Source organism: Nocardioides sp. LS1 (assembly GCF_003865225.1).
GTDB classification, from domain to species: Bacteria; Actinomycetota; Actinomycetes; order Propionibacteriales; family Nocardioidaceae; genus Nocardioides; species Nocardioides ginsengisegetis.
Genome location: NZ_BIFF01000001.1, coordinates 1 through 25,381 on the forward strand (window position 1 = coordinate 1; position 25,381 = coordinate 25,381).

Sequence of the window (25,381 nt, forward strand, 5' to 3'; positions counted from 1 at the left end):
ATTAGCGTGGGACACGAGAGCCTCCGGTTTGGAGTGGGACCTAGACAAGCCACACCCCAACCGGGGGCTCTCCTCACGTCAAGACACCTGCACCGTCACCAACGTCCCGGCCGGGTACACCTAGCCCGCGGGGAGGAAGTCGGCCTCGGCGCGCAGGTGGCGGCGCACGTGCGGTTGCCACCTGCGCGACGCCGGGCAGGATTCCCGCACGGCGTGTGCTCAAGCTCGTCGGCGCAGTCCGGTTCGACCAACGAGGCGCCGCCGGAGTTGTTGACCCGGCTCGTTCACGCACGCCAGGGGCCTCGCTCACCAACGCGGCAATCCGGCGCGGTCGGCCACGCCCGAGCCTTGAGCCCAGTGTGTCGACATCCCGGACGTTTTCGTCCGTGTGCGCTCGACGACATGGATCGGCCATGATGCGCCCGTGACCACCGCGACCGAGCACGTCGTCCTCGTCGGCATGTCCGTGCGCGAGGTCGACGCCCGCGAGCGGCTGCACGAGCTGGCGCGGGAGCACAGCGCGTCGGTGGCCTTTCTCCAGTTCGGCGACCCCTCGCTGTCCCGCGAGCTGGCCCGGCTGGCCGACGCGGGGGAGCGGAGCATCGTGCTGGTCGGCGTCAGCCTGGGCACGCTGGCGCCGGCGGTGTCGTGGCTGCGCCGGGTCGCGGCGCACTGGTGCCGCGAGCGTGCCGGCCACCAGCCCGAGGTCGACGTGGCCACCGGCCTGCTCCGGGACGAGGGCGACCTGGGCGTGCTGCTCACCGACACCCGCCCGCTCACCGGCACCGAGCCCGGCCTGACGAGTGCTGCGTGGGAGGACGTGCCCGGACACCGCCACCAGGTGCTGGTCTGTCGCGGGCCGCGCTGCACCGCGCTGGGCTCGGACGCATCGGCGGAGGCGCTCGTCCTCGCCCTCATGGAGCACGGCCTGGGCGATGACGACGTCCTGGTCACGCACACGGGCTGCCAGTTCCCCTGCAACCGGGCGCCGGTGGTCAGCGTCCAGCCCGACGACGTCTGGTACGGCGGGGTCGACCCCGGCGCGGCCCGCGAGATCGTCGCGGGCCACCTCGTCGCCGGCCGCCCGGTCGAGACGCGGCGACTCCCGCGCACCCGTCCTCCTCTAGGCTGACCGCACACGTCTCGTGGAACAGGAACCCGGTGAGAGTCCGGGGCGGTTCCGCCACTGTGAGGCCGGCCCGCGAGGGACGGCCCAGCCAGACACTGGCCACGGGACTTCCGACCACCAGCGGGGCGAGAACCCCGAGGAGGCTCCTGCCGATGACCCGCATCGCCCTGCTGTCGACGTCCGACACCGACCTGCTCTCGGCCCGGGCCTCCGGCGCTGACTACGTCTGGGGCAACCCGTCCCGATCCGGCCACCAGTCGATGGCAGAGACGATCGAGGGCGCGGACCTCGTCGTCGCCCGGATCCTCGGCTCGCCGCAGGACCTCTGCGACGGCTTCCGCCGGATCCGCGACACCGGCATCCCGACGGTCGTGCTCGGCGGCGAGCAGCAGCCCAGCGCCGAGCTGACGGAGCTCTCCAGCGTCCCGATCGGCGTGGCCGCCGAGGCGCACCGCTACCTCGCCGAGGGCGGCCCAGCCAACCTCGCCCAGCTGCACGCCTTCCTCTCCGACACCGTGCTGCTCACCGGCAAGGGGTTCGAGCCGCCCGCGGTGATCCCGGCGTGGGGGTTCTGCGAGCGGGGCTCGACGAGCTCGACGAACGAGGGGCTCCCCCGAGTGGGCGTGCTGTTCTACCGGGCCCATCAGGCCAGCGGGAACACCGCCTTCGCGCATGCGCTGGCCGACGCGATCGACGCGACCGGCCGTGCGGTCGGCGTACCGATCTTCTCCACCTCGCTGCGCGCCGCCCCCGACGAGCTGTACGACGCCCTCGGCACCCTCGACGCGCTCGTGGTGACCGTGCTCGCCGCGGGCGGCAGCCAGCCGGCGACCGCGAGCGCAGGCGGGGACGACGAGGCGTGGGACGTGGAGCGGATGGCCGCCCTCGACATCCCCGTCCTGCAGGGGCTCTGCCTGACCGGCAGCCGCGCGGAGTGGGAGGCCTCCGACGACGGCGTGACCCCGCTGGACTCGGCCAGCCAGATCGCGATCCCGGAGTTCGACGGCCGGATCATCACCGCGCCGTTCTCCTTCAAGGAGATCGACCGCGACGGCCTGCCGCGCTACGTGGCCGACCCGGAGCGCTGCGCGCGCGTGGCCGGCATCGCGGTCAACCACGCCCGGCTCCGGCACGTCCCGCCGGCCGACCGCAAGGTGGCGCTGGTGCTGAGCGCCTACCCGACCAAGCACTCGCGGGTGGGCAACGCCGTCGGCCTGGACACCCCCGTCTCCACAATCCGGCTGCTCCGCCGGATGCGGGACGCGGGCTACGACCTGGGCGGCCCCGGCGACATCCCCGGCCTCGACGAGGCCGACGACACCGTCGCCGGCGACACCCTGATCCACGCCCTGATCGCCGCGGGGGGCCAGGACGAGGAGTGGCTGACCGCCGCCCAGCTCACCGACAGCCACGTCCGGATCGCGGCTGATGACTACCGTCGGTGGACCGCCGACCTGCCGGCCGCCCTGATGGACGACGTGACCGAGACCTGGGGCGAGGCGCCCGGAGCGCTCTACGTCAACGACAGCAACGAGATCGTGCTCGCCACGATCACCGCGGGCAACGTCGTGCTGCTCATCCAGCCGCCGCGCGGCTTCGGCGAGAACCCGGTCGCGATCTACCACGACCCCGATCTCGCGCCCTCGCACCAATACCTCGCGGCGTACCGCTGGCTGGAGCGCGGCTTCGGGGCCGACGCCGTCGTCCACCTCGGCAAGCACGGCTCGATGGAGTGGCTCCCCGGCAAGAACGCGGCCCTGTCCGCGGCCTGCGCCACGGATGCGGCGATCGGGAACATGCCGCTGATCTACCCCTTCCTCGTCAACGACCCCGGCGAGGGGGCGCAGGCCAAGCGCCGTGCGCACGCCACGATCGTCGACCACCTGATCCCGCCGATGGCGCGGGCGGAGTCCTACGGCGACATCGCGCGTCTCGAGCAGCTGCTCGACGAGCACGCCAACATCGCCGCGATGGACCCGGCCAAGCTGCCGGCGATCCGCGGCGAGATCTGGACGCTCATGCACGCCGCCGAGATGCACAGGGACCTCGGTCTCGACGAGCGGCCGGAGGACGAGGAGTTCGACGACTTCCTGCTGCACGTCGACGGCTGGCTCTGCGAGATCAAGGACGCCCAGATCCGCGACGGGCTCCATGTCCTGGGCCAGGCGCCGGACGGCGAGGCGCGGGTCAACCTCGTGCTCGCGATCCTGCGCGCCGCCCAGGTCTGGGGTGGCGAGACCGCGTCGGTGCCGGGGCTGCGGGCCGCGCTCGGCCTCAAGGAGGTCTCGACAGGCTCGACCACCGAGAGGGTCGCGGTCGACGAGATCGAGCGGCAGGGCCGCGACCTCGTCGAGCGGATGGAAGCCGCCGGGTGGGTGCCCGAGGCAGCCGACGACCTGCACGACGACGAGGAGGTACGCCGCGTCCTGCGGTTCGCCGCCACCCAGGTCGTGCCGCGGCTGGGCCGGACGACCGACGAGCTGGACGCGGTCCTGCACGCACTCGACGGCGGCTTCGTGCCGGCCGGGCCGTCGGGCTCGCCGCTGCGCGGGCTGGTCAACGTGCTGCCGACCGGCCGCAACTTCTACACCGTCGACCCGCGTGCCGTGCCGTCCCGGCTGGCGTGGGACACCGGCGTCGCGATGGCCGACTCGCTCGTCCAGCGCTACCTCGACGACACCGGGGGCTACCCCGAGTCGGTCGGGCTGTCGGTGTGGGGCACCAGCGCGATGCGCACCTCCGGCGACGACGTGGCCGAGGTGCTGGCGCTCCTGGGGGTCCGCCCCGAGTGGGACGAGGCGTCGCGGCGCGTCCGCGACCTGCACGTCGTACCGCTCGAGGAGCTCGGTCGCCCGCGCATCGACGTGACCGTACGGATCTCGGGCTTCTTCCGCGACGCCTTCCCGCACGTCGTGGCGATGCTCGACGACGCCGTCCGGCTGGTGGCCGGGCTCGACGAGCCGGACGACCTCAACTTCGTCCGCGCGCACACGCGCCGCGACCTCGCCGAGCACGGCGACGAGCGCCGCGCGACGACCCGGATCTTCGGCTCCAAGCCGGGGTCCTACGGCGCGGGCATCCTGCAGCTCGTCGAGTCCGGCTCCTGGCGCGACGACCAGGACCTCGCCGAGGTCTACACGGCGTGGGGCGGCTTCGCCTACGGGCGCGACCTCGACGGGGCACCGGCGGCGGACGACATGCGCGCGAACTACCGGCGGATCAAGGTGGCGGCCAAGAACGTCGACACCCGCGAGCACGACATCGCCGACAGCGACGACTACTTCCAGTACCACGGCGGCATGGTCGCCACCGTCCGCGCGCTGACCGGTTCCGACCCGCAGGCCTACGTCGGGGACTCGACCACGCCCGACGCCGTCCGGACCCGCACCCTGCAGGAGGAGACGAACCGCGTCTTCCGCGCCCGCGTGGTCAACCCGCGCTGGATCGGGGCGATGCAGCGGCACGGCTACAAGGGCGCCTTCGAGCTCGCCGCGACCGTCGACTACCTCTTCGGCTTCGACGCCACCACCGGCGTGGTGCACGACTGGATGTACGACACCCTCGCGAAGGAGTACGTCCTCGACGAGACCAACCAGGCCTTCATGCGCCAGTCGAACCCGTGGGCGCTGCGCGGCATCGTCGAGAAGCTGCACGAGGCGGTCGACCGCGGGCTGTGGGAGTCGCCGGACCCGGACGTGCTCGCCGACATGCAGCGCGTCTACCTCGACCTCGAGGGCGAGCTGGAGGACCGATGACGCGGCTGTTCGTCATCGGGGTCGGCATGGGCCCGCAGCACCTCACGCGCGAGGGAGCCGAGGCCCTGCGTTCGGTGGACGTCGTCCTGGCGTTCCGGAAGTCCGAGGACGATCCCCTGCTCGAGGCGCGCGCGGCGATCTGCCAGGAGTACGGCGATCCGCCGGTCGTCGTGGTCGCGGACCCGCCTCGTGACCGCGCGGACCCGGAGGACTACCCGGCCGCCGTGCGCGACTGGCACGCGGCTCGGGTCGCTGCCTGCCGCGCGGCGCTCGCGGAGCACCCCGGCGACGTCGGGATGCTCGTGTGGGGAGACCCCGCGCTCTACGACTCCACCTTGCGGCTGGCCGCTGAGCTGCCCGTGGAGGTCGCCGTGGTCCCCGGCATCAGCGCGCCGCAGCTGCTCGCGGCCCGGCACGGCATCGTCCTGCACGAGGTCGGCGGCCCGCTGCACGTGACCACCGGCCGCCGGCTCCGCGAGGCGGTCGAGCAGGGCCAGGACAACATCGTCGTCATGCTCAACCGGGCCCTCGAGCTCGACGGCCTCGAGGACTGGTCGATCTGGTGGGGCGCCAACCTCGGCACGCCGCACGAGGCGCTGGTGGCGGGACGTGTCGGCGACGTGCTCCCCGCGATCGAGGAGGCCCGGACTCGCGTCAAGGACGCCGCCGGCTGGGTCATGGACATCCACCTCCTGCGGCGGCAGGCCAGCGGGTGAGCGGGATCCTCGTCGCCGGCACCACCTCCGACGCCGGCAAGAGCATCGTCACGACGGGGCTGTGTCGGGCGTTCGCGCGCCGCGGCGTGCGGGTCGCGCCGTTCAAGGCACAGAACATGTCCAACAACTCGATGGTCACCGCGGGTCATGCGGGGGGTGCCGAGATCGGCCGCGCCCAGTGGGTGCAGGCGCTCGCCGCCCGGGCCGAGCCCGAGGCCGCGATGAACCCGGTCCTGCTCAAACCCGGCAGCGACCGGCGCTCGCACGTCGTCGTGATGGGCCGGCCCGCCGGCGAGGTGTCCGCCCGCGACTTCGTCGACGGGCGGCGGCACCTGGCGCGCGCGGCGTACGACGCCTTCGACGACCTCTCCTCCCGCTACGACGTCGTCGTGGCCGAGGGCGCGGGGAGCCCGGCCGAGATCAACCTGCGCTCCAGCGACTACGTCAACATGGGGCTGGCCCGCCATGCCGGGCTGGCGACCGTCGTGGTCGGCGACATCGACCGGGGCGGGGTGTTCGCGGCGATGTTCGGCACGGTCGCGCTGCTCGAGCCGGCCGACCAGGCGCTGGTCGCGGGCTTCGTGGTCAACAAGTTCCGCGGCGACGTCTCCCTGCTGACGCCCGGGCTCGACGAGCTGGAACGGCTCACGGGACGGCGCGTACACGGCGTGCTGCCGTGGCACCCCGGCCTGTGGCTGGACAGCGAGGACGCGCTCGACCTCGACGGCCGCCGGTCCTCGCCGGACCCTGCCGTCCGCCGCGTCGCGGTGGTGCGGCTGCCCCGGATCAGCAACTTCACCGACGTCGACGCGCTCGGGCTCGAGCCGGGCCTCGACGTGGTCTTCGTGTCCGACCCGCGCGGGCTCTCCGACGCCGACCTCGTGGTGCTGCCCGGGACGCGCGCGACGATCGCCGACCTGGCCTGGCTGCGCTCGCGCGGCCTCGACCGGGCGATCACGGAGCACGCCGCGGCCGGGCGCCCGGTGCTCGGGATCTGCGGCGGCTGCCAGATGCTCGGCCGGACGATCGCGGACCCGGCCGGGGTCGAGGGCGAGGCGGGCGCCGGAGTCGAGGGGCTGGGGCTGCTGGAGCTCCACACGGAGTTCACGCCCGAGAAGGTGCTGCGGGTGCACGCACCCGCGGGCTACGAGATCCACCACGGCCGGGTCAGCGGAGACCAGAGGTCCGGCGCGGTCCTCGGCACGATGGTGCACGGCAGCCTCGAGGACGACGCCACCCGCGCGGCCTTCCTCGCCGACGCGCTCGGCGTGGCCTCGGCCGCGTCGTTCCCGGCCGCACGCGAGCGCCGTCTCGACCTCCTGGGCGACCTCGTCGAGGAGCACCTCGACGTCGACGCACTCCTCTCCCTGGCCCGGTCCGGTGCCCCGGCCGGGCTGCCCTTGCTGCCGCCCGGGGCGTCGCGATGAGGGTGCTGCTGCTCGGCGGGACCGCCGAGGCGCGCGAGCTCGCGGCCCGGCTCGTGACCGACGGTGTCGACGTCGTCTCGTCCCTCGCCGGTCGGGTCGCCCGGCCGCGGCTGCCGCTCGGCGAGGTGCGCATCGGCGGCTTCGGTGGGGCCGACGGCCTGCGCGAGCACCTGCTCGCCGAGGGGTACGACGCGGTCGTCGACGCCACGCACCCCTTCGCCGCAAGGATCTCGGTGCACGCGGCGTCGGCGTGCGCGGAGGCTGACGTCCCGCTGTTGCGGCTGCAGCGGCCGGGCTGGTCGCGGACGCCCGAGGCGGCCGGCTGGTGCTGGGTCGACTCCCACGACGAGGCGGCCGAGGCCGCGGCGGGCCTGGGGGAGCGGCCGTTCCTGACTGTCGGCCGCCAGCGGCTCGCGTCCTTCGTCGGCCCGCTGGGCGAGCACCCGGCGCTGGTGCGCGTCGTCGACGAGCCCGACGTCGTGGTGCCGCTGGCCTGGCGGGTGCTGCTCGACCGCGGCCCCTACGCGCTGGGCGCCGAGCTCGCCACGATGCGTGAGCACGGCACCGACGTGCTCGTCACCAAGGACTCCGGGGGCGACCACACGTGGCCCAAGCTCGCGGCGGCGGCCGAGCTGGACGTCCCGGTCGTGGTGGTCCGCCGGCCGGCGGCACCCGCTGGGGTCGGGACGGTCAGCGACGTCGCCGAGGCGGCCGCGTGGCTCGCGTCGCGATGAGCGCCAAGACGGCCACCGCCGCGACGCCGACGCGGCGGGCCAGCGTCCGGGCGCGGGTGATGTCGTGACCTGCGGCGGGACGGCCGCTGCCGAGGACGTGGCGGTCCTCGACCCGGGTGCCGTAGACGTTGACGCCACCGAGCCGGATGCCGAGCGCGCCAGCGAAGGACGCCTCCACCGGCCCGGCGTTGGGGCTCGGGTGGCCGCCGGCGTCTCGGCGCCAGGTCCGGATGGCCTCGGTCGGCGACCCGCCCACGGTCGGGGCGAGGGCAGCGGCCAGCAGCGCCGTCAGTCGCGCGCCGGCGAGGTTCAGCGCGTCGTCGAGCCGGGCGGCCGCCCAGCCGAACCGCACGTAGCGCTCGTTGCGGTGCCCCACCATCGCGTCCAGCGTGTTGGCCGCGCGGTAGGCCAGCAGCCCCGGGACGCCGGCGACCGCGCCGAGCACGAGCGGCGCGACGACCGCGTCGGAGGTGTTCTCCGCGAGCGACTCGATCGCGGCGCGGGCCACCTCCGCCTCGTCGAGGGCGCTCGTGTCCCGGCCGACCAGCCGGGCCACCTGCACCCGCGCGTCGGCCAGGCGCTCCTGGGCGAGCAGCCGGTCGACGGCGGCCGCCTCGCGGTCCAGCGACGTCCCGCCGAGGACCGTCCAGGTGGCCAGCGCGGTGCCGAGGACGCGCGGTCCCCGCTCGGCGAAGGCACCCAGCGCAACGGCCCCGCCCACCAGCACGGCCACGTGGACGACTCCTGCCGCCCGGCGGTCGACGTACGTCCGACGCTCGAGGATGGTGGCGACGCGTCCGAAGCCGGCGACCGGGTGCCAGCGTGCGGGGTCGCCCAGCGCGCGGTCCGCGGCGAAGCCCAGCAGCAGACCGAGCGCGCGGCCGCTCACGGGAGGTCCCGGTGAAGGCGCTGGTGACCGGGGGAGTGCGGTCGGGGAAGTCGGCCCACGCCGAGGGGCTGCTCGCCGGCCACCCGGACGTCACGTACGTCGCGCCGGGTCCCATCGGCGAGGACGACCCGGACTGGGCCGCGCGGGTCGCGGCCCACCGCGCCCGCCGCCCCGCGACCTGGACGACGGTGGAGACCCGCGACCTCGCGAGTGCCGTGCGACAGGCGACCGGATCGGTGCTCGTCGACTGCCTCGGCACCTGGGTGACCGGCGTGCTGGACGAGGAGGGGGCCTGGGAGGCGACCTCGGAGGAAGCGCGTGCCCTGCTCGAGCGACGGACCGACGACCTCGCCGCCGCCCTCGCCGCGACCGACCGCACCGTCGTGCTGGTGACCAACGAGGTCGGCATGGGCGTGGTGCCCGCGCACCGGTCCGGGCGGCTGTTCCGCGACCTGCTCGGGACGGCCAACCAGCGCGTGGCCGCGGCCTGCGACGACGTGCTGCTCGTGGTGTCCGGGCGCGTGCTGCGGCTCTGACGCGCTCACGCGGCGACCACCAGCATCGTCGCCAGCGCGAGCTCGATCGCGGCGCCGAACACGTCGCCGGTGACGCCGCCGAAGCGCCGGACCGTGCGCCGGACGATCACCACGACCACCACGGCGGCGAGGGCGACGGCCAGCACCACGCGCGCCGGATCCGGTGCCAGGAGGCCGGCGAGGGCGGCCGCACCCACCCAGACCGCGACGGTCGCGGCCCGCGGCACCGTGCTGGTGTACGACGACCCGAGCCCGTCGGTCCGCGCGCCCGGGACGCCCCGGGAGCACGTGATCGCCAGTGCGCAGCGGGACAGGCAGACAAGCACGCCCGCGAGGACGATCCCGCGCAGGGAACCGAAGAGCGCCGCGAGGGCCAGCGCCTGCGCGCCGAGGGTCACGACCACCGCGACGACACCGGCCGGCCCGGCGGTGCCGGACTTCATGACCGCCAGCGAGCGCTCCGCGTCGTAGGACGCGGTGAGCCCGTCGGCGGTGTCCGAGAGGCCGTCGAGGTGCAGGGCGCGGCTGCCCGCCGCGAGTGCACCGACGGCGACGAACCCCAGTGGGGACAGGGGAATCCCGAGCTCCCGGCCGGCCAGCCCGACGCCCGCGACGAGGAGCCCGAGCGGGACCGCGGCCAGCGGGGCGAGCAGCATCGCCGACCGCGCGACGGCCGGGGTCACCGCGCGCGGGGCGGCGACCGGCACCGCGGTCAGGGTGCCGGTCGCCAGCCGCCAGGCGTCACGCACGGGGTCAGGGCGCGATCTCGGCGAGCAACGCGACGTCGCGCATCAGCGCCACCGCACTCCGCACCACGGGCACCGCCGCCACCGCACCGCTGCCCTCGCCGAGCCGCATGCCGAGGTCCAGCAGCGGCACGAGCCCCATCTTGTCCAGCGCGAGGGACTGGGCCGGCTCGGTCGACCGGTGCCCGGCCGCGAACCACGCCACCGCACCCGGCGCCAGCCGGTCCGCCGTCAGCGCGCACGCCACCGAGATGACGCCGTCGAGCAGGACCGGCACACCCGCGCGGGCAGCCGCGACCAGGAAGCCGACGGTGGCCGCGAGGTCGGCGCTGCCGAGCGCCGTCAGCGTCTCGACCGGGTCGTCGACGCGGTCGCCCGCCCTCCGCAGCGCCTGGTCGACGACCTCCTGCTTGCGCCGGAGGCCCGCGTCGTCGACGCCGGTCCCGCGGCCGGTGACCTCGCTGGCCGGCAGCCCCAGCCCGGCCGCGATCAGTGCCGCCGCCGGGGTGGTGTTGCCGATGCCCATGTCGCCGGTCAGCAGGAGCTGGGCCCCGGCTGCTATCTCCTCGTGCGCCACCCGCTCGCCGGCCGCCAGGGCCGCGCGAGTCTCCTCGGGTGTCAGGGCGTCCTCGAGGTGGATCGGGCCGGAGCCCCGCCGGACCTTGTGGCGGCGAAGGTCGTCCGGCACGTCAGCCAGGTCGTCGTCGACGCCGAGGTCGAGCACCCGGACGGCCACGTCGTGCGCGGCCGCCAGCGCGGAGACCCCGGCCCGGCCGGCGACGAACGTGCGGACCATGGCGCCGGTGATCGCCGGTGGGTAGGCCGAGACGCCGTGCGCCGCGACCCCGTGGTCGCCGGCGAAGATCACCAGCCGCACGTCGGTCAGCTCACGCGGTGGGACGACGCCCTGGGTGGCGGCGACCCAGACCCCCAGCTCGCCGAGCCGGCCCAGCGCACCGGGGGGTGTGGCGAGCCCGGCGAGGCGCTCCGCAGCCGTGGCCCGGACCCGCGGGTCGGGCGGCCCCACGCGTGTCGCAGCGGCGCTCACAGGCTCGCCGCCAGCTCGCGGCGGGCGACGGTCGCCGACTCGCGCCGGTGCAGCCCGCCGACCAGGCCGGTCAGGGCCACGCCGAGCACCGCCCAGAGGGCGGCGTCGGTGATCAGGGAGGCGCGGCGGAAGTACCAGAGCGTGTCCGCCGGGAAGTCGCCCACCTCGTTGACCGAGGGCATCACCAAGCCGGTCGCCACCATCAGCGCGAGGTAGGTGACCGTGCCGGCGAGCACCGCGACGTACGCGCCGCGTGCGGCGTGCAGCCGGTTGCCCAGGGCGACCGAGGCCGCCGCCGCGACGACGGAGACCAGCAGGAACACGAAGAACAACGTGGTGCGCTGCCCGATCGTGTCCGGGTCGCCGACGGCAGGCGGGGAGGCGGGGTACTTCAGGAACGGCACCAGGGTGACCGCGACCCAGCCTGCCGCGGCGACGAGCGCCGTGGACTGGCCGGGGCTGAGCCGCCCGAGCCGGCCGACAACCCCCGCCGAGACGAGACCGACCAGGCCGCCCAGCGCCGTGCCGATCGCGACGCTGGCGGTGAGCAGTCCCCAGGTGCGCTGGGTGTTGCGGGAGACGAGCTCGGGCTCGTCGTGGTGGTGCGTCGCGGCGGCCGCGTGGGCCTCCTCGACGTCGATGGCAGCCTGGACGTGCGGCTCCCCGACCGTGAACGCGACGACGAACGTCGCGATCCCGGCCAGGAGTCCGGCGAGCAGGCCGCGCAGCAGGAACGCGCGCGGAGTCATGCGTGCGCTCAGTGGCAGGGGTAGCCGAGCAGGTGGCGGCCGTCGTGCACGAACTCGTGCAGCAGCATCCCGGACGGGATGGAGACCGCGCCCTGGTCGGCGCTCACGAAGAAGATCGCGAGCAGGCCGAGGAGGCCGAAGAAGAGCGCCCACGGGGCGATCTGGGCGAGCGGGATCGAGGGGATCTCGACCGGTGCGAGCGGGGTGGCAGACGTCTGCGACATGTGTCCTCCTGAAGGGATGAGTGCGTCCCAAGGTGAATGGAAGTGGCGGACACTCGGGTCTGACTCCAGCTGTCCCAGGTGCTTCAGGAGAGCTGTCACAGTAGCGCGACTGTGCCGGATTCCCACCGGCTTCCTCGTGCCCGCGCGGTCAGCCTAGGGCATGGACCAGGGCCGTCGTCAGCGTGTCCGTCACGGCCGGTGGACGGACCGCGATGCGCACCCAGTCGGGGCCCAGGCCGGGGAAGGTGTCGGCCCGTCGTACGGCGATCCCCGCGGCGCGGAGGCGGGCGTGCACGCCCTCACCCACGCGTGCGAGGACGAACGAGCTGGAGGATTGGATGTGAGGAATCCCCAAGCGGGCAAGGGATTCCTCGAGGTGTGAGCGCCACTCTGCGATCTGCCCGGTGCGCCGCGCGGCCTCGCCGGCGGCCGCCTCGGACGAGCACGCGACCATCGCGGCGGCGGCCGTCGTGGACACCGACCACGGGACCTGGCCGCGTCGCAGCGCGGCCACGACACCGGGCTCGGCGAGGACGTAGCCGGCCCGCACCCCGGGGATGCCCCAGTGCTTGGTGAGGCTCCGCGTGACCACCAGGCCGGGGCAGGCATCGGCGGACACCGACTCGCTCTCGCCGGGGACGGTGTCCATGAACGCCTCGTCGACCAGCACCGTCCGGCCGGGCCGCAGCAGGGCGCGGATGATGGCGGCCGGGTGCAGCACGCCGGTGGGGTTGGTCGGGTTGCCGATCACCACGAGGTCGGCGTCCTCGGGGACGACCGTCGGGTCGAGGGTGAAGTCGCCGCGGAGGACGACCCCGGTCACCCGGTGGCCCGCCTGCTCGAGCGCCGCGTGCGGCTCGGTGAACTGCGGGTGCACGACGACCGGGTGCCGCCAGTCCCGCCACCGCGCGACGAGTGAGAACGCCTCCGCGGCACCGGCGGTCGCGAGCACCCGGTCGGGGTGGACGCCATGGCGGACGGCGAGGGCACGCTCGGCCCCCGTCGCGGTCGGGTAGCGGCCGACGTCGTCGAGGCTGGCGTGCAGTGCCGCGTCGAGCCAAGCCGGGCGGGGACCTGCGTACACGTTGACGGCGAGGTCGAGCAGGCCGCGCGCCTCGACGTCGCCGTGGTGGCGGAGCGGGTCGTCCAGCGCGTCAGGCATGGGCGTGGACCGCGTCCGCGAAGCGCTGTGCCAGCTGGGGGTGGCCGGCCCAGTGGGTGTGGAGGTACGACGCGTGCAGGGTCGGGGTCGCCCACCCCGTTGTGGCCCCGTCGACGGTCCAGCCGGTGTCGCCGGGCGGCGTGACCGACGTGTGGTGGAACTCGTGGCCGGTGACCTGCTCGCCGGCCCTGGTCAGGAGTGAGTCGGTGGCGGCCGTGGCGGTGGGGTAGCGCATCGTCAGTCGCTCGGTCATCCGCGCCGTCGCGTCCAGCGCACCGACCATGGGCCGGCCGTCGAGGGTGTCGCAGAGGTAGAGGAGCCCGGCGCACTCGGCGACCGTCGGCACGCCCGACCGAACCGCGTCCCGGACCTCGTGCCGGAGCCGCTGGTTGGCGGCCAGCGCGTCGGCGTGCACCTCGGGGAAGCCGCCGCCGAGGAGGATCCCGGCGGTGCCGGAGGGGAGGGCCGCGGCGGTGAGCGGGTCGAAGGCCACCACGTCGCAGCCGGCGGCCGCGAGGAGCTCAGCGGTCTCGGCGTAGCGGAACGTGAACACCGGCCCGGCGGCCATCGCCACCACCCGCCGTCGCCCCTCGGTGGTCGAGCCTGCCGAGACCCCAGGGCGCCACGGCTCCTCGTCGAGCGGCGGGGCGGTGCGGGCGAGCTCGAGGACCCGGTCGAGGTCGACGCCGTCGGCGATCCGGTCGGCTACCCGGTCGAGGGTCCGGTCGGCTTCGTCGCGCTCGCCGGTCGGGACCAGCCCGAGGTGCCGTGACGGGGTCACCAGGGCGTCGTTGCGACCGAGGATCCCCAGCACGGGCAGGGCGATCGAGTCCGCGACCTCGGCGGCGTGCCGGTCCGAGCCGGCCTTGTTGAGGATCACCCCGACGACGTCGACGGTCGGGTCCCAGGTGGCCATGCCGTGCACGACTGCGCCGACCGAACGTGACGACCTGGAGATGTCGACGACCAGCACGACGGGCGTGCGGGTCAGCGCGGCCACGTGGGCGGTGGAGGCGAAGCCGCGGGTGCCGATGCGGCCGTCGTACAGGCCCATCACGCCCTCGATGACCGCGACCTCGGCGCCCCGGGCGCCGTGCAGCAGCAGGGGGACGACGCGCTCCTCACCCACGAGGTGCGGGTCGAGGTTGCGACCGGGACGACCGCAGGCGAGGGCGTGGTAGCCGGGGTCGATGTAGTCGGGTCCGACCTTGTGCCCACTGACGACGTGCCCCCGGCGGGTCAGTGCGCGCATCAGTCCTGACGCGACGGTGGTCTTGCCCTGGCCGGTGGCGGGGGCGGCGACGACCAGCCGCGGCAGGCTCACCACTGCGTCACCACTCCCTCACCATTCAATGCCCCGCTGGCCCTTCTGGCCGGCGTCCATGGGGTGCTTGACCTTGGTCATGTCGGTGACGAGGTCGGCGACCTCGACGAGCCGCGGGTGGGCGCGACGGCCGGTGACGACGACGAACTGGCGCCCGGGCCGGTTCGCGAGGGTCTCGACGACGTCGTCGACGTCGACCCAGCCCCACTCCATCGGATAGGTGAACTCGTCGAGGACGAGCAGGTCGTGGCTCTCCGCGGCGATCCGGCGCTTGACCTCGGCCCAGCCCTCGGCGGCCTCGGCGGCGTGGTCCTCGGCCTCGCCGGTCTTGCGCGACCACGACCAGCCGGCGCCCATCTTGTGCCACTCGACCGAGCCGCCCTCGCCGGTCTCCCGGTGCAGCTCGCCGAGCCGCTCGAGCACGGTCTGCTCGCCGATCCGCCACTTGGCGGACTTCACGAACTGGAAGACGCCGACGTTCCAGCCCTGGTTCCAGCTGCGGATCGCGAGGCCGAAGGCGGCCGTCGACTTCCCCTTGCCGTCGCCGGTGTGGACCATCAGCAGCGGCCGGTTGCGCCGCTGCCGCGTGGTGAGCCCGTCGTCGGGCACGGCGAGTGGTTGTCCCTGGGGCACGACTACCTCCGGTAGCTCTCGTGGTGCACGGCCTCGGCGAGCGGGCGGCGTTCGCGCCAGCCGTGCCGCTCGAGGTCCGGGACCTCCTGCAGGTGGCTGACCGGCCCCAGGCAGAGCCAGGCCACCGGTCGCACCCGCTCGGGGATGCCGAGCAGGTCGCGCAGGAACTCCTCGCGGTAGAACGACACCCAGCCCACGCCCACGCCCTCGGCGGTCGCGGCCAGCCACAGGTTCTGGATCGCGAGGCAGGTGGAGTAGAGCCCGGCGTCGGCGATGGCGTGCCTGCCCAGGACGTGCGGCCCGCCGCGGTCCGGGTCGTAGGTCACGACCACGCCCAGCCCCGACTCGCGGATGCCCTCGACCTTGATCGGGCGGAGGGTCTCGCGCCGGTCGGCGGGCAGCGAGTCGGCGTACACCTCCCGCTCGCCGGCGACGTGGCGAGCGAACTCGTCGCGTGTCCGCGGGTCGCGGACCAGGACGAAGTCCCACGGCTGGCTGTGCCCCACGCTCGGGGCGGCATGGGCCGCGACCAGGAGCCGGTCGAGCACGGCCGGGTCCAGCGGCTCGCCGGTGAACTCCGCGCGCACGTCGCGACGACGGGCGATCACGTCGTACAGGCCGGCGCTCACGCCGCGCGCCCGTCGCGCGCGATCCGGGTCAGCTCCGCGGCGCTGACCTCGGCGACGGGGACGTGCCCCGCGCGGAGGTGCTCGGCGAGCACACCCGCCAGCCCCATCCGCAGCGGCCCGATCTCGCAGTCGATGACGACCGCGTCGACCCCGTCCGCGGCGAGGTGTCGGGCTGCCTCTCGGGAACGTTCGACAGCGTCGCGGCCTGACGTGGCGCGTCCGTCGGTGACCACCACGAGGAGTGGCCGACGACGGGCGTCGCGGACCCGCTCGACGCCCAGGACGCGGGCGGCCTCGAGGAGGCCTTCGGCCAGCGGCGTACGCCCTCCGGCGGGGAGGTCGGCCAACCGCTTCGCCGCGACGTCGACGGAGTGCGTCGGCGGCAGCACGAGCTCGGCGCGGTCGCTGCGGAACGTCACGAGGCCGACCTTGTCGCGGCGCTGGTAGGCGTCGAGCAGCAGCGAGAGGATCGCGGTCTTGACCTGCTCCATCCGCTTGCGCGCGGCCATCGAGCCGGATGCGTCGACGCAGAACAGGACGAGGTTGGCCTCGCGGCCCTCCCGGGTCGCGACGCGCAGGTCGTCGGCGCGGAAGCGCAGGGGGCCGTCGGTCCGGCCGCGGGCCGCCTGGTGCGGCGCGGCCGCCCGGACGGTCTCGAGGAGGTGGACCGGGCCGCGTCCGCCCCGCTCCGACCCGACCCGGCGGCCGTTGTCGGTCCGCGCGCGGCTGCGCCGGCCCGCCTCGCCGGCACCGGTGCCGTGGACGGTGAACAGCCTCGGCCGGTACGTCGCCCCCGCGTCCGCCCGGACGTCATGCGACGTGGCTGCTTCGGCAGCCGGATCGGATGACGTAGCGCCGGGGTCGCCGGGGACGTCATGCGGGGTGGTCTCTCCGGCAGCCGGTTCGGATGACGTCCCGGGATCGTCCGGGCCGCCATCGGGATCGGGCTGCGGGGAATCGGGATCGGGTTCGTCGTCGCCGAGGATCTCATCGAGCAGGTCCTCGTCCAGGCCGGGGGAGTCGAAGGGGTTGCGCCGACGGCGGTGGGGGAGCGAGAGGCGGGCGGCGGCGCGTACGTCGGCCAGGGTGACCTCGGACCGCTCGTGCCAGGCGGCGTGCGCGACCGCGGTGCGGGCCGTGACGAGATCGGCGCGCATCCCGTCGACCTCGAGCGCGGCGCACAGCTCGGCGATCTTCACCAGCATCCCGTCGGACAGCTCGACCTGCCCGACGAGCTTCTGCGCGGCGAGCACCCGGTCGGTCAGGGCGCGCTCGGACTCGGCGTAGCGGGCGCAGAACGCATCGGGGTCCGCGTCGTAGGCCATCCGGCGGCGCACCACCTCGACCCGCTGGACGGGGTCGCGGGGCGCGGCCACCTCGACGGTGAGGCCGAAGCGGTCCAGGAGCTGCGGCCGGAGCTCGCCCTCCTCGGGGTTCATGGTGCCGACGAGCACGAAGCGGGCCGCGTGCGAGACCGAGACGCCGTCGCGCTCCACGGTCGAGCGGCCCATGGCCGCGGCGTCGAGCAGCAGGTCGACGAGGTGGTCGTGCAGCAGGTTGACCTCGTCGACGTAGAGGATGCCGCGGTGTGCCTTGGCCAGGAGGCCGGGCTCGTACTCCGCGTGGCCCTCCGACAGGGCGCGCTCGAGGTGCAGCGAGCCCAGGACCCGGTCCTCGGTGGCGCCGACGGGCAGCTCGACCAGGCGGACCGGGCGGGTCTCGGTGTCGGCGTCGGGGGTGAACGGGCCGTCGGGGGAGAGCGGTTGGCGCTCCCGCGGGTCGCTGGAGAAGCGGTCGCCCGCGATGACGTCGATCGGCGGCAGCACGCCGGCGAGGGCCCGCACGATCGTGGACTTGGCGGTGCCCTTCTCGCCGCGCACGAGGACGCCGCCGACCTCGGGGGAGATCGTGGTGAGGAGGAGGGCCAGGGCCATCTCGTCAGATCCGACGACGGCGCTGAAGGGGTACTGCTGTGGCATGTGAGGCTCCCGCTCGTCCGCCATGGAATGGACGCCGCGAGGCCGGTCTTCGGACTTCCCGGATCGACGCGTTCGCGTCCTCCGGGTCACCGCAGCGGGCCTGTGCCGGACTCTCACCGGCTTCCCAGATTCTCCCCCGGACGGGGGCACCTCGTGGCTGTGCGGCCACGATAGCGTCACCCCCCGTGCAGCCCTCAGCCCCGTCCACGACTGCCCGCGCCGTCACCGTCGTCGGCCTCGGTGCCGGCGGCTGGTCGGACCTCTCCGAGCGCCTCCGTGAACTCGTCGCGGGCGCCGACGTGCTGCTCGGCGGCCGCCGCCACCTCGGCCTGGTCCCGCCCGTCCTCGGCCAGCTCCGGGAGCCCTGGCCGAGCCCGCTGCTGGACGCGCTGCCCGATCTCCTCGAGGAGCACGCCGACCGTCGCGTCGTGGTCCTGGCCTCGGGTGATCCCCTGGTCTCGGGCATCGGTACGACGTTGGTCGAGCTGCTCGGGTCCGACCGGATCGTGGTCGAGCCGGCGCTCTCGTCGGTGGCGCTCGCCCGGGCGCGGATGGGCTGGTCCGCGGAGTCCTCGACGGTCGTCACGATCGTCGGTCGGGACCCGCACGCGGTGCTGCGCGAGCTGGCTCCCGGACGGCGCGTCCTGGTGCTCTCCTCGGACGCGGATTCCCCAGCGGGGTTGGCGAAGCTCCTCGACGTCGCCGGTTTCGGGGAGACCCGGATGACCGTCCTGGGCGATCTCGGGAGCGCCCATGAGTCGCGCTTTTCGGACATCGCCTCGCGGTGGTCCGCGGACGTCCCGGCGCTGCACGTGCTCGCCCTGGAGATGGCGGGTTCCGGACACGTCTCCTGGGTGCCCGGGCTGCCCGACGAGGCGTTCGAGCACGACGGCCAGCTGACCAAGCGCGACCTGCGGGCGAGCGCCCTGGCGCGGCTGGCGCCGTGTCCCGGGCAGCTGCTCTGGGACGTCGGCGCCGGTGCCGGCTCGGTGGGCATCGAGTGGATGCGGGCGCACCCGACGTGCCGGGCGCTCGCGATCGAGGCGGACCCCCAGCGGGCCGAGCGGATCGGCCGCAACGCCGAGCGGCTGGGCGTCCCTGCCCTCGACGTCGTCGCTGGCCGTGCGCCCGATTCGCTGGTGGGCCGCACCAAACCGGACGCGGTCTTCGTCGGTGGTGGCGCGACGGCGCCCGGCCTCGTCGGCTACTGCGTGAGCTCGCTGAGAGCCGGCGGTCGGCTCGTCGTCCACGGCGTGACGGTGGAGACCGAGGGACTGCTCGCCCGGATGCATGCCAGCCACGGCGGTGAGTTGACCCGGCACGCCGTCGAGACGGCCGCGCCGATCGGCTCCTTCACAGGCTGGACGCCGGCCCGCACCGTCACCCAGTGGGCCTGGACGAAGGAGCCCGTATGACCGTCCACTTCGTCGGCGCCGGACCGGGCGCGGCCGACCTGATCACGCTGCGGGCCGCCACGATGCTCGCGCGGGCCGACGTGGTGCTCTACCCCGGCACCTACCTCGACGCCGAGGTCCTCGGGCACTGCCGCGAGGACGCCCGGCTGGTCGACACCCAGCACCTCGACCTGGACCGGATCACCGCGGACCTGGTGCACGCGCACGACGCCGGGCACGACGTCGTACGCCTCACGTCTGGTGACCCCTCGCTCTACTCCGCCGTCTCCGAGCAGACGCGGCGGCTGGACGCCGCGGGGGTGCCGTGGGACGTGACGCCCGGGGTGCCGGCGTACGCCGCTGCGGCCGCCGCCGTGGGCCGCGAGCTCACGGTCCCGTTGGTCAGCCAGTCGGTGGTGCTCACCCGTGCCCAGGCCCGCTCGACCGCGATGCCGGAGAGCGAGTCGCTGGCGGCGTTCGCGGCCACGCGCGCCACGCTCTGCCTGCACCTCGCGATCACACGGACGCGGGAGGTGATGGCGGAGCTGGCGGGGGTGTACGGCGCGGACTGTCCGGTCGTGGTCGTCTCGCGCGCGACCCAGCCCGGGGAGCTGGTCCTGCGCGGCACCGTCGCCGACATCGCCGACCAGGTCGAGGCGGCCGGCCTGCGCCAGGCCGCCGTGATCCTGGTCGGCCGGGCTCTGGACCCGTCCGGTGGCGGCGAGTCGTTCCTCTACTCCGCCGACCGGACCCGTCGCTAGTCGGCGAACCGCGCCGTCCACACCCGCCCGCTCGCCGAGACGCGGGTGCCGCGCGACCCCACGAGGAGCAGGCACTTCATGTCGATCGTGGTCGCGTCCAGGGCCGCGAGCGTGGTGACGTGCAGCGACTCCTCGGCCCGGCCGATGTCGCGGCCGACGACCACGACTGTGTCGGCCGGCAGGTGCTCGAGCAGGATCTTCTGCGCCCGCACCACCTGCTCGGTCCGCGACCGCGAGGCCGGGTTGTAGATCGCGAGCACCAGGTCGGCCTCGGCGATCGCGCGCAGTCGCTTCTCGACCAGCGACCAGGGCTTGAGGCGGTCCGAGAGGCTGAGGACGGCGAAGTCGCCGCCGATCGGCGCTCCGGCCCGGGCCGCGACCGCCTGCACGGCGCTGACGCCGGGCAGCACCCGCACGGCGACGCCGTCGTACGCCGGGTCCTCCGCGGCCTCGAACACCGCCGACGCCATCCCGAACACGCCCGCGTCGCCACCGGAGACGACCGCGACCCGCTCGCCGGCCCGGGCCAGGTCCAGGGCGAACCGCGCCCGGTCGACCTCCACGCTGTTGCCCGACGCGTGCCGGGTCAGGCCCTCACGCTGCGGCACCCGGTTGACGTACGGCGCATACCCCACCACGTGGTCGACCTCCGCCAGCGCGGCCGTCACCTCGGGTGTCACCCACTCATCCGGCCCCGGCCCCAGCCCGACCACGACCAGCTCCGTCGGCGGCCGATCCACGTGCCGTTTGGTCCCCAACGGCATGTTTTCGGCGCCGGAACCTGCCGTTGGGGACCCAACGGCACGCCGGCCGGGCCCCCGGAGCGAGTCGCCGGGGACCACGATCAGCGAGAAGTACGGCACCGAGTCGGGGTCGACGTCGGCGACGGGCAGCCACCGTTCCGCCTCCATCGAGGCCCGCTCGACGTAGAATGCACCCTCGAGCCGGCCGGCGGCGGTGAGCGCACGGCGTACGGCGGGGAACGTCCGGCCGAGCTTCATGATGATCGCGCCGTCGGTGTCGGCGAGTCGCCGGGCCAGCTCGGGCTCGGGAAGCGTGCCGGGCAGGATCGTGAGCACGTCGGTCTGCCGCACGAGCGGCGAGGCCACGGCGGCCGTCGCGGCCGCGAACGCCGGGACGCCGGGCACCACCTCGGTGGGGAACCGCTCGGACAGCCGGTCGTGCATGTACATGTAGGAGCCGTAGAAGAGCGGGTCGCCCTCGGCCAGCAGCACCACGGTCCGGCCGGCCGCCAGGTGCGCGGCCAACCGCGTCGCCGAGGACTCGTAGAACTCAGCCATCGCTCCGGCGTACCCACCCGGGTGTGCCGTCGTCCCGGTCGTGACGGGATACCGGAGCTCCTCCTCGACGGCCCCCGGTGGGATGAGCGACGCCGCGATCCGCCGCGCGTTCGACTGCTTGCCGACGCCGGCGTGGTAGGCCACGACGTCGGCGGACCCGATCAGCCGGGCGGCCTTGAGGGTGATCAGCTCGGGGTCGCCGGGGCCGAGCCCGACGCCGTAGAAGTGGCCGGTCATTCCTGCTCCTGGGCGAGGGCGTTGAGGGCGGAGGCGGTCATCGCGGAGCCGCCGCGGCGGCCGCGCACGGTGACGTACGGGATGTCGATGCCGTAGTCGTCCGCGAGCGCGGCCAGCGCCTCCTTGGACTCGGCCGCGCCGATGAAGCCCACCGGGCAGCCGACGATCGCGGCCGGCCGCGGCGCCCCCGCGACGAGCATCTCGAGCAGGTGGAACAACGCGGTAGGGGCGTTGCCGATCGCGACGACCGAGCCCGCCAGCCACGGCTCCCACAGCGACACCGCCGCCGCCGAGCGCGTCGTTCCCCACGAGCGGGCCAGGGAAGGCACCCGTTCGTCGCGCAGCAGGCAGAGCACCTCGTTGTCGCGCGGCAGCCTGGCCCGGGTCACGCCCGAGGCCACCATGTGCGCGTCGGTCAGGATCGGGGCGCCCGCGAGCAGCGCCGCCCGGGCCGCGGCCACGAGCCGGGGATGCACGACGAGGGCCTCGACCAGGTCCACCTGACCGGTCCCGTGCACCATCCGCACGGCCAGCTTCTCGGCGTCCGCGGGCAGGTGGTCGAACGACGCCTCCCGACGGATCGTCGCGAACGAGTCGACGTAGATCGCCGGCCCGTCGTCGACGTACGCGTAGGTCCGCGGCGGCCGCACCGGCGCGCTCACCGCGCCACCCGCGTCACCCGCGGCACCAGGACGCCACGCCACGGCGTGACCACCAGCTCGGGCGCGCGGCCGGCGAGGCGCGTGACCAGCGCGGGCGACAGGACGCCGTCGGGGGCCGGGACGTGCTCGCCCCCCGCCACCACGCCGTACGCCGCAGCGCCGGTCGCGACCGGCACCCGCGGGTCACGGGGGAGCCGGGTCAGCGCGTCGGTCGGCAGCTCGTCCACGTGCCAGGGCGCGGTCGGCCCGGTGCCCCGGCAGCGCAGGAACCGGTCGGCGAGCGCGACCAGGGCGAGCGGAGCGTCGGCGAGCGGTAGCAGCGCACCCCAGCCGTGCGACCCGATCCGGACCTGTCCGGTCGACGCGGACAGGGCCACGAGCCCGAGGTCGCAGGACCGCCCGACCAGGTCGCCGCGGCCGTCGTCGAGCACGAACAGGAACCGGCCCGGCAGGTCAGCAAGAGCGGGGTCCGAGCACAGCAGCGAGTCCAGGGCCGCCGCGACGGGTCGCAGGTCCGCCCGCCCACCCGCGAGGCCGGTCCCGGGGGAGACCAGCACGTTGCGGACCAGCTCGTGCGAGCGCGAGGGCAGCAGCCCGGTAGCCTCGATCGCGGCCGCCGCCTCGGGGGCCAGCTCCCCGCCGGACCAGGGCAGCGCCCGGAGCTGGAGGTTGGCTCGGCCGGTCACGTGCAGGTCGCCGTCGCCGTACGCCTGCGCGACCTCGGACAGCGCCACGAGCGCGGACGACGAGACCCGGCCGCCGACGAGCCGCACGCGGACCAGCGCACCGTCGTCGGCGGGCCACGGGCGGGTGACGCCCGGGCAGAGGTCTGGGCGGGTGCGGGTGGGAGTGGGGGATGGGCATGGCCCGGGTGTCATGGGCGTTCCTCGCAGGTCAGGGGCTCGTGCGCGAAGCCCGCGGGTGACCGGACGGCAGGCGCCGTCAGGGCCAGCAGGTCTTCGGACTCGGGATCGACCGGGCCGGGGCACCTTCCCGGACCCGGGAGGTCCAGTGGCCCGTCGTGAGACGGAAACCCCGCCCGTCACCCATACCGCTGCGCGTCAGTCCCGGACTCTCACCGGGTTCCCTGACCCGTGGCTCTCACCGCGGGGTTGACTGGCACCGGCGAGGCTACCAACGCGCACCGGCGACTCGCGAGGATGGCCACCAGCACGGACAGATGAGGGGAACGGCGGACACAGACGCGTGCGACGCGGTCGTGGCCGGCGCCGGTCCCAATGGCCTTGTAACGGCCAACGTCCTCGCCGCTCATCCGCGGCTGCCTGCTCAAGGCCGGGCTGACCTGTGCTCATACTGCCCGCCCGACAGCCACGGCGGATCCGACACCCGAGGTCGCTGCGGCACGTCCGGGACGAGGCGATCATCCGGCTGATGGTCGAAACCGGGGTCCGGCTCGGCGAGGTCATTGCCCTGACCGCCCCCGACCTCGACCTCGCCGCCGGCCTGGTCACCATCCGGCGTGGCAAGGGCGGCCGCGGGCGCATCATCCCGATCGGCCCCGCCACCACCGCCGCGATCCGAACCTACCTCGCCGTCCGCCACACCCAGCCGCACGCCGACCGGGACGACCTCTGGCTCGGGGAACGCGGCTGCGAGCTCGGGACCGACGCCCTCTACCGATCGCTGCGCCGAAGCGCCGACCGGGCCGGCATCGACGGGTTTCGGCCGCACCGGCTCCGCCACACCGCCGCCCACCGGCGGCTCGCCGCCGGCGGCTCCGAATTCGACCCGATGGCCAAGGCCGGTTGGGCCCGGGTCGAGATGCTGATCCGGTACACCCGCGCCGGGGCCTCCGAGCGCGCCGCCGCCGAGGCGCGACGCCTCGACCTGGGCAACCACTGACTGCGGCCCGAGGGTGGGGGAGGGGAGTGGGGAGGAAGGTCAACACCCGAATTGAACTATTGCGTTTGTTTCGAATATTGCGAATACTGGAGCCGCGAGAGAGGAGACACCATGACCGCGTTGGCACTCGCCCCCGTCCAGCCCGACGAGTCCGACATCAACACCGCCGTCGAGGCGCTGCCGCACATCAAGGACTACCTCGCCACCCACCACGACAGCGTGATCCGCCTCGTCGTCTCCGACGACCCCGAGGAGACCCTCGTCGTCCCGCGCGGCGCCGTCGAGCTCCTCGCCCGCGTTCTCGCGCACATGGCCGCCGGCCAAGGCGTCTCGGTCGTGCCCGCCCACGCCGAGCTCACCACCCAACAAGCAGCCGAGCTCCTCAACGTCAGCCGGCCGTTCCTCATCGGCCTGCTGGACGCCGGCCAGATCGAGTACCGCAAGGTCGGCAAGCACCGCCGGATCAAGGCCCAGTCGCTGATGGCCTATCTGGCACGTGACGACCAGGAGCGCCGCGAGGCCGCCGACGAGTTGACCCGGCTGAACCACGAGATGGGCCTGCTCTGAGGTGCCCTTCGTCGTCCTCTACGACGCCAACGTGCTCTACCCGAGCACGCTCCGAGACCTCCTGATCCGCGTCGCGCAAGCCGGGCTCGTCCAGGCCAAGTGGACCGACCAGATCCTCGACGAGGTCTTCGACAACCTCACCGCGGACCGACCCGACCTCGACCCGGCGAAGCTGGCCCGCACCCGCGACCTCATGAACCGGGCCGTGCGCGACTGCCTGGTTACCGGCTACGAACCTCTCATCGACGCGATCGACCTGCCAGATCCCGACGACCGGCACGTGCTCGCAGCCGCGATCAAGGCCCGCGCCCAGGTGGTCGTGACCAACAACCTCAAGGACTTCCCGGCCTCCACGCTCGAGCCGTGGGACATGGAGGCGAAGTCGCCCGACGACTTCATCCTCGATCAGATCGACCTCAGCCGGGAGGCGGTCTACAGCGCTGTCCAACGGATTGCCGACTCTCGTGAGAACCCACCGGCGACGTTCTCCGCCGTCCTCGCCATGCTCGAGCGCGACGGTCTGGTTGAGTCGGCTGCCGCCCTACGCCCCTGAAGCTCGGGGCGGTCCGCCCTGGGGCTCCTGAGCGGGTCAGGCACTCCTCTGCCCTGACCCTGCATCTGGGGATGGAGATCCGGACCTCGCGGGCACGTTGGCTGACTCTGGCTCAGGAGCTGCGGACGGGCATTCGCCCAGAAGGGAGGAGTGGCTGTGGCGCTGTCCTCGGCCGCACCGTCGATGGCTCGACCAGCATGGCTGGGGCCACCAAAAGGCGGACATCGGTGCGATCGCGCACCACCGGCGGCAAAGGACGCATGCGGTGACAGTCGTAGGCGACGGAATGAGGCACCCAACGCGTGCGCGCTTCGCGGCAGCACGGCGACGCAATAGATCGCGAGCGGGAACAGCCGTGGGATC

General features: G+C 74.3%; 22 protein-coding genes, 1 pseudogene and 4 riboswitches. Of the genes and pseudogenes, 11 read left to right on the forward strand and 12 right to left on the reverse strand.

Annotated features, from left to right (window positions below; genetic code table 11):
* Positions 1-424: 424 nt before the first annotated feature.
* The 5 genes from EJF31_RS00005 (at position 425) to EJF31_RS00025 (ending at position 7,761) form a co-directional block, all read left to right on the forward strand.
* Positions 425-1,132, forward strand: coding sequence for a ferredoxin (locus EJF31_RS00005; protein ID WP_260430550.1), 708 nt, complete (start codon positions 425-427; stop codon positions 1,130-1,132).
* A riboswitch (cobalamin riboswitch) is annotated at positions 1,109-1,248 on the forward strand. Its footprint overlaps the gene before it by 24 nt.
* A gap of 33 nt (positions 1,249-1,281) precedes the next feature.
* Entirely contained in the window at positions 1,282-4,884 is a 3,603-nt protein-coding gene (cobN, locus tag EJF31_RS00010) for a cobaltochelatase subunit CobN (protein WP_125035077.1), read from the forward strand.
* Positions 4,881-5,600, forward strand: a complete 720-nt coding sequence (cobF, locus tag EJF31_RS00015) for a precorrin-6A synthase (deacetylating) (protein WP_125035078.1) — start codon at positions 4,881-4,883, stop codon at positions 5,598-5,600. Before cobN ends, cobF begins: the two co-directional genes overlap by 4 nt.
* Positions 5,597-7,027 (forward strand): cobyric acid synthase, encoded by a 1,431-nt coding sequence (locus EJF31_RS00020; protein ID WP_125035079.1) that lies wholly within the window; start codon positions 5,597-5,599, stop codon positions 7,025-7,027. Before cobF ends, EJF31_RS00020 begins: the two co-directional genes overlap by 4 nt.
* Positions 7,024-7,761, forward strand: coding sequence for a cobalt-precorrin-6A reductase (locus tag EJF31_RS00025; RefSeq protein ID WP_125035080.1), 738 nt, complete (start codon positions 7,024-7,026; stop codon positions 7,759-7,761). Before EJF31_RS00020 ends, EJF31_RS00025 begins: the two co-directional genes overlap by 4 nt.
* Here the strand turns inward: EJF31_RS00025 and EJF31_RS00030 are convergent.
* On the reverse strand, positions 7,718-8,650 hold the full coding sequence (locus EJF31_RS00030) for a cobalamin biosynthesis protein (RefSeq protein WP_125035081.1): 933 nt from the start codon (positions 8,648-8,650) through the stop codon (positions 7,718-7,720). The two genes, EJF31_RS00025 and EJF31_RS00030, sit on opposite strands and share 44 nt — an antisense overlap.
* 11 nt (positions 8,651-8,661) lie before the next feature.
* On the opposite strand from EJF31_RS00030, the gene cobU reads away from it, so the two are divergent.
* A complete protein-coding gene (cobU, locus tag EJF31_RS00035) occupies positions 8,662-9,186 on the forward strand; it encodes a bifunctional adenosylcobinamide kinase/adenosylcobinamide-phosphate guanylyltransferase (protein ID WP_125035082.1) in 525 nt (174 codons plus the stop codon).
* A gap of 5 nt (positions 9,187-9,191) precedes the next feature.
* On the opposite strand, the gene EJF31_RS00040 is transcribed toward cobU, so the two are convergent.
* The 8 genes and pseudogenes from EJF31_RS00040 to EJF31_RS00075 form a co-directional block, all read right to left on the reverse strand.
* On the reverse strand, positions 9,192-9,935 hold the full coding sequence (locus tag EJF31_RS00040) for an adenosylcobinamide-GDP ribazoletransferase (RefSeq protein ID WP_125035083.1): 744 nt from the start codon (positions 9,933-9,935) through the stop codon (positions 9,192-9,194).
* A 4-nt stretch (positions 9,936-9,939) separates the two neighbouring features.
* Positions 9,940-10,980: a nicotinate-nucleotide--dimethylbenzimidazole phosphoribosyltransferase gene (gene cobT / locus EJF31_RS00045; RefSeq protein ID WP_260430551.1), complete on the reverse strand. Its 1,041-nt coding sequence runs from the start codon at positions 10,978-10,980 to the stop codon at positions 9,940-9,942.
* Positions 10,977-11,729: a CbtA family protein gene (locus EJF31_RS00050; protein WP_125035084.1), complete on the reverse strand. Its 753-nt coding sequence runs from the start codon at positions 11,727-11,729 to the stop codon at positions 10,977-10,979. Before EJF31_RS00050 ends, cobT begins: the two co-directional genes overlap by 4 nt.
* Before the next feature lie 8 nt (positions 11,730-11,737).
* Complete coding sequence (locus tag EJF31_RS00055) at positions 11,738-11,953, reverse strand: CbtB-domain containing protein (protein WP_125035085.1); 216 nt, start codon at positions 11,951-11,953, stop codon at positions 11,738-11,740.
* Between the two features lie 57 nt (positions 11,954-12,010).
* Positions 12,011-12,087: riboswitch (cobalamin riboswitch) on the reverse strand.
* A 14-nt stretch (positions 12,088-12,101) separates the two neighbouring features.
* Positions 12,102-14,439, reverse strand: a pseudogene (locus EJF31_RS22495) (cobyrinate a,c-diamide synthase).
* Positions 14,440-14,457: 18 nt separating this feature from the next.
* On the reverse strand, positions 14,458-15,072 hold the full coding sequence (gene cobO, locus EJF31_RS00065) for a cob(I)yrinic acid a,c-diamide adenosyltransferase (protein WP_125035086.1): 615 nt from the start codon (positions 15,070-15,072) through the stop codon (positions 14,458-14,460).
* 2 nt (positions 15,073-15,074) lie between these two features.
* Entirely contained in the window at positions 15,075-15,701 is a 627-nt protein-coding gene (gene bluB / locus EJF31_RS00070; protein ID WP_125035087.1) for a 5,6-dimethylbenzimidazole synthase, read from the reverse strand.
* Positions 15,698-17,680: a VWA domain-containing protein gene (locus EJF31_RS00075; RefSeq protein ID WP_125035088.1), complete on the reverse strand. Its 1,983-nt coding sequence runs from the start codon at positions 17,678-17,680 to the stop codon at positions 15,698-15,700. The genes bluB and EJF31_RS00075 overlap by 4 nt, the downstream gene beginning before the upstream one ends.
* A gap of 22 nt (positions 17,681-17,702) precedes the next feature.
* Positions 17,703-17,849, reverse strand: a riboswitch (cobalamin riboswitch).
* A gap of 16 nt (positions 17,850-17,865) precedes the next feature.
* Between EJF31_RS00075 and cbiE the strand changes: the two genes are divergently transcribed.
* Together cbiE and cobM are read left to right on the forward strand one after the other, a co-directional pair.
* The gene (gene cbiE, locus EJF31_RS00080) at positions 17,866-19,095 is read left to right on the forward strand and encodes a precorrin-6y C5,15-methyltransferase (decarboxylating) subunit CbiE (protein ID WP_185736084.1); all 1,230 of its coding nucleotides are present in this window, start codon (positions 17,866-17,868) and stop codon (positions 19,093-19,095) included.
* On the forward strand, positions 19,092-19,835 hold the full coding sequence (gene cobM, locus EJF31_RS00085) for a precorrin-4 C(11)-methyltransferase (RefSeq protein ID WP_125035090.1): 744 nt from the start codon (positions 19,092-19,094) through the stop codon (positions 19,833-19,835). Before cbiE ends, cobM begins: the two co-directional genes overlap by 4 nt.
* Here the strand turns inward: cobM and EJF31_RS00090 are convergent.
* Genes EJF31_RS00090 through EJF31_RS00100 form a run of 3 tightly spaced genes read right to left on the reverse strand, consistent with a single transcriptional unit; the run spans position 19,832 to position 22,913 of the window.
* Positions 19,832-21,373 (reverse strand): precorrin-2 C(20)-methyltransferase, encoded by a 1,542-nt coding sequence (locus EJF31_RS00090; protein ID WP_125035091.1) that lies wholly within the window; start codon positions 21,371-21,373, stop codon positions 19,832-19,834. The two genes, cobM and EJF31_RS00090, sit on opposite strands and share 4 nt — an antisense overlap.
* Entirely contained in the window at positions 21,370-22,035 is a 666-nt protein-coding gene (locus EJF31_RS00095) for a precorrin-8X methylmutase (protein WP_125035092.1), read from the reverse strand. Before EJF31_RS00095 ends, EJF31_RS00090 begins: the two co-directional genes overlap by 4 nt.
* Positions 22,032-22,913, reverse strand: coding sequence for a nitrite reductase (locus EJF31_RS00100; protein WP_125035093.1), 882 nt, complete (start codon positions 22,911-22,913; stop codon positions 22,032-22,034). Before EJF31_RS00100 ends, EJF31_RS00095 begins: the two co-directional genes overlap by 4 nt.
* 75 nt (positions 22,914-22,988) lie before the next feature.
* Positions 22,989-23,124, reverse strand: a riboswitch (cobalamin riboswitch).
* A 216-nt stretch (positions 23,125-23,340) separates the two neighbouring features.
* On the opposite strand from EJF31_RS00100, the gene EJF31_RS00105 reads away from it, so the two are divergent.
* From EJF31_RS00105 to EJF31_RS00115, 3 genes are all read left to right on the forward strand, one after another.
* Positions 23,341-23,898: a site-specific integrase gene (locus EJF31_RS00105; protein ID WP_260430554.1), complete on the forward strand. Its 558-nt coding sequence runs from the start codon at positions 23,341-23,343 to the stop codon at positions 23,896-23,898.
* Between the two features lie 111 nt (positions 23,899-24,009).
* On the forward strand, positions 24,010-24,465 hold the full coding sequence (locus EJF31_RS00110) for a helix-turn-helix domain-containing protein (protein WP_125035094.1): 456 nt from the start codon (positions 24,010-24,012) through the stop codon (positions 24,463-24,465).
* A gap of 1 nt (position 24,466) precedes the next feature.
* Positions 24,467-25,018 (forward strand): PIN domain-containing protein, encoded by a 552-nt coding sequence (locus tag EJF31_RS00115; protein ID WP_125035095.1) that lies wholly within the window; start codon positions 24,467-24,469, stop codon positions 25,016-25,018.
* Positions 25,019-25,381 lie beyond the last annotated feature (363 nt).

Bases quoted from the DNA above. Each gene is read 5' to 3' on its own strand.
- cobN (WP_125035077.1), top strand. From the start codon at position 1,282: ATGACCCGCATCGCCCTGCTGTCGACGTCCGACACCGACCTGCTCTCG.
- cobF (WP_125035078.1), top strand. From the start codon at position 4,881: ATGACGCGGCTGTTCGTCATCGGGGTCGGCATGGGCCCGCAGCACCTC.
- EJF31_RS00025 (WP_125035080.1), top strand. From the start codon at position 7,024: ATGAGGGTGCTGCTGCTCGGCGGGACCGCCGAGGCGCGCGAGCTCGCG.
- EJF31_RS00050 (WP_125035084.1), bottom strand. From the start codon at position 11,729: ATGACTCCGCGCGCGTTCCTGCTGCGCGGCCTGCTCGCCGGACTCCTG.
- EJF31_RS00055 (WP_125035085.1), bottom strand. From the start codon at position 11,953: ATGTCGCAGACGTCTGCCACCCCGCTCGCACCGGTCGAGATCCCCTCG.
- EJF31_RS00075 (WP_125035088.1), bottom strand. From the start codon at position 17,680: ATGCCACAGCAGTACCCCTTCAGCGCCGTCGTCGGATCTGACGAGATG.
- cobM (WP_125035090.1), top strand. From the start codon at position 19,092: ATGACCGTCCACTTCGTCGGCGCCGGACCGGGCGCGGCCGACCTGATC.
- EJF31_RS00090 (WP_125035091.1), bottom strand. From the start codon at position 21,373: ATGACCGGCCACTTCTACGGCGTCGGGCTCGGCCCCGGCGACCCCGAG.
- EJF31_RS00100 (WP_125035093.1), bottom strand. From the start codon at position 22,913: ATGACACCCGGGCCATGCCCATCCCCCACTCCCACCCGCACCCGCCCA.
- EJF31_RS00110 (WP_125035094.1), top strand. From the start codon at position 24,010: ATGACCGCGTTGGCACTCGCCCCCGTCCAGCCCGACGAGTCCGACATC.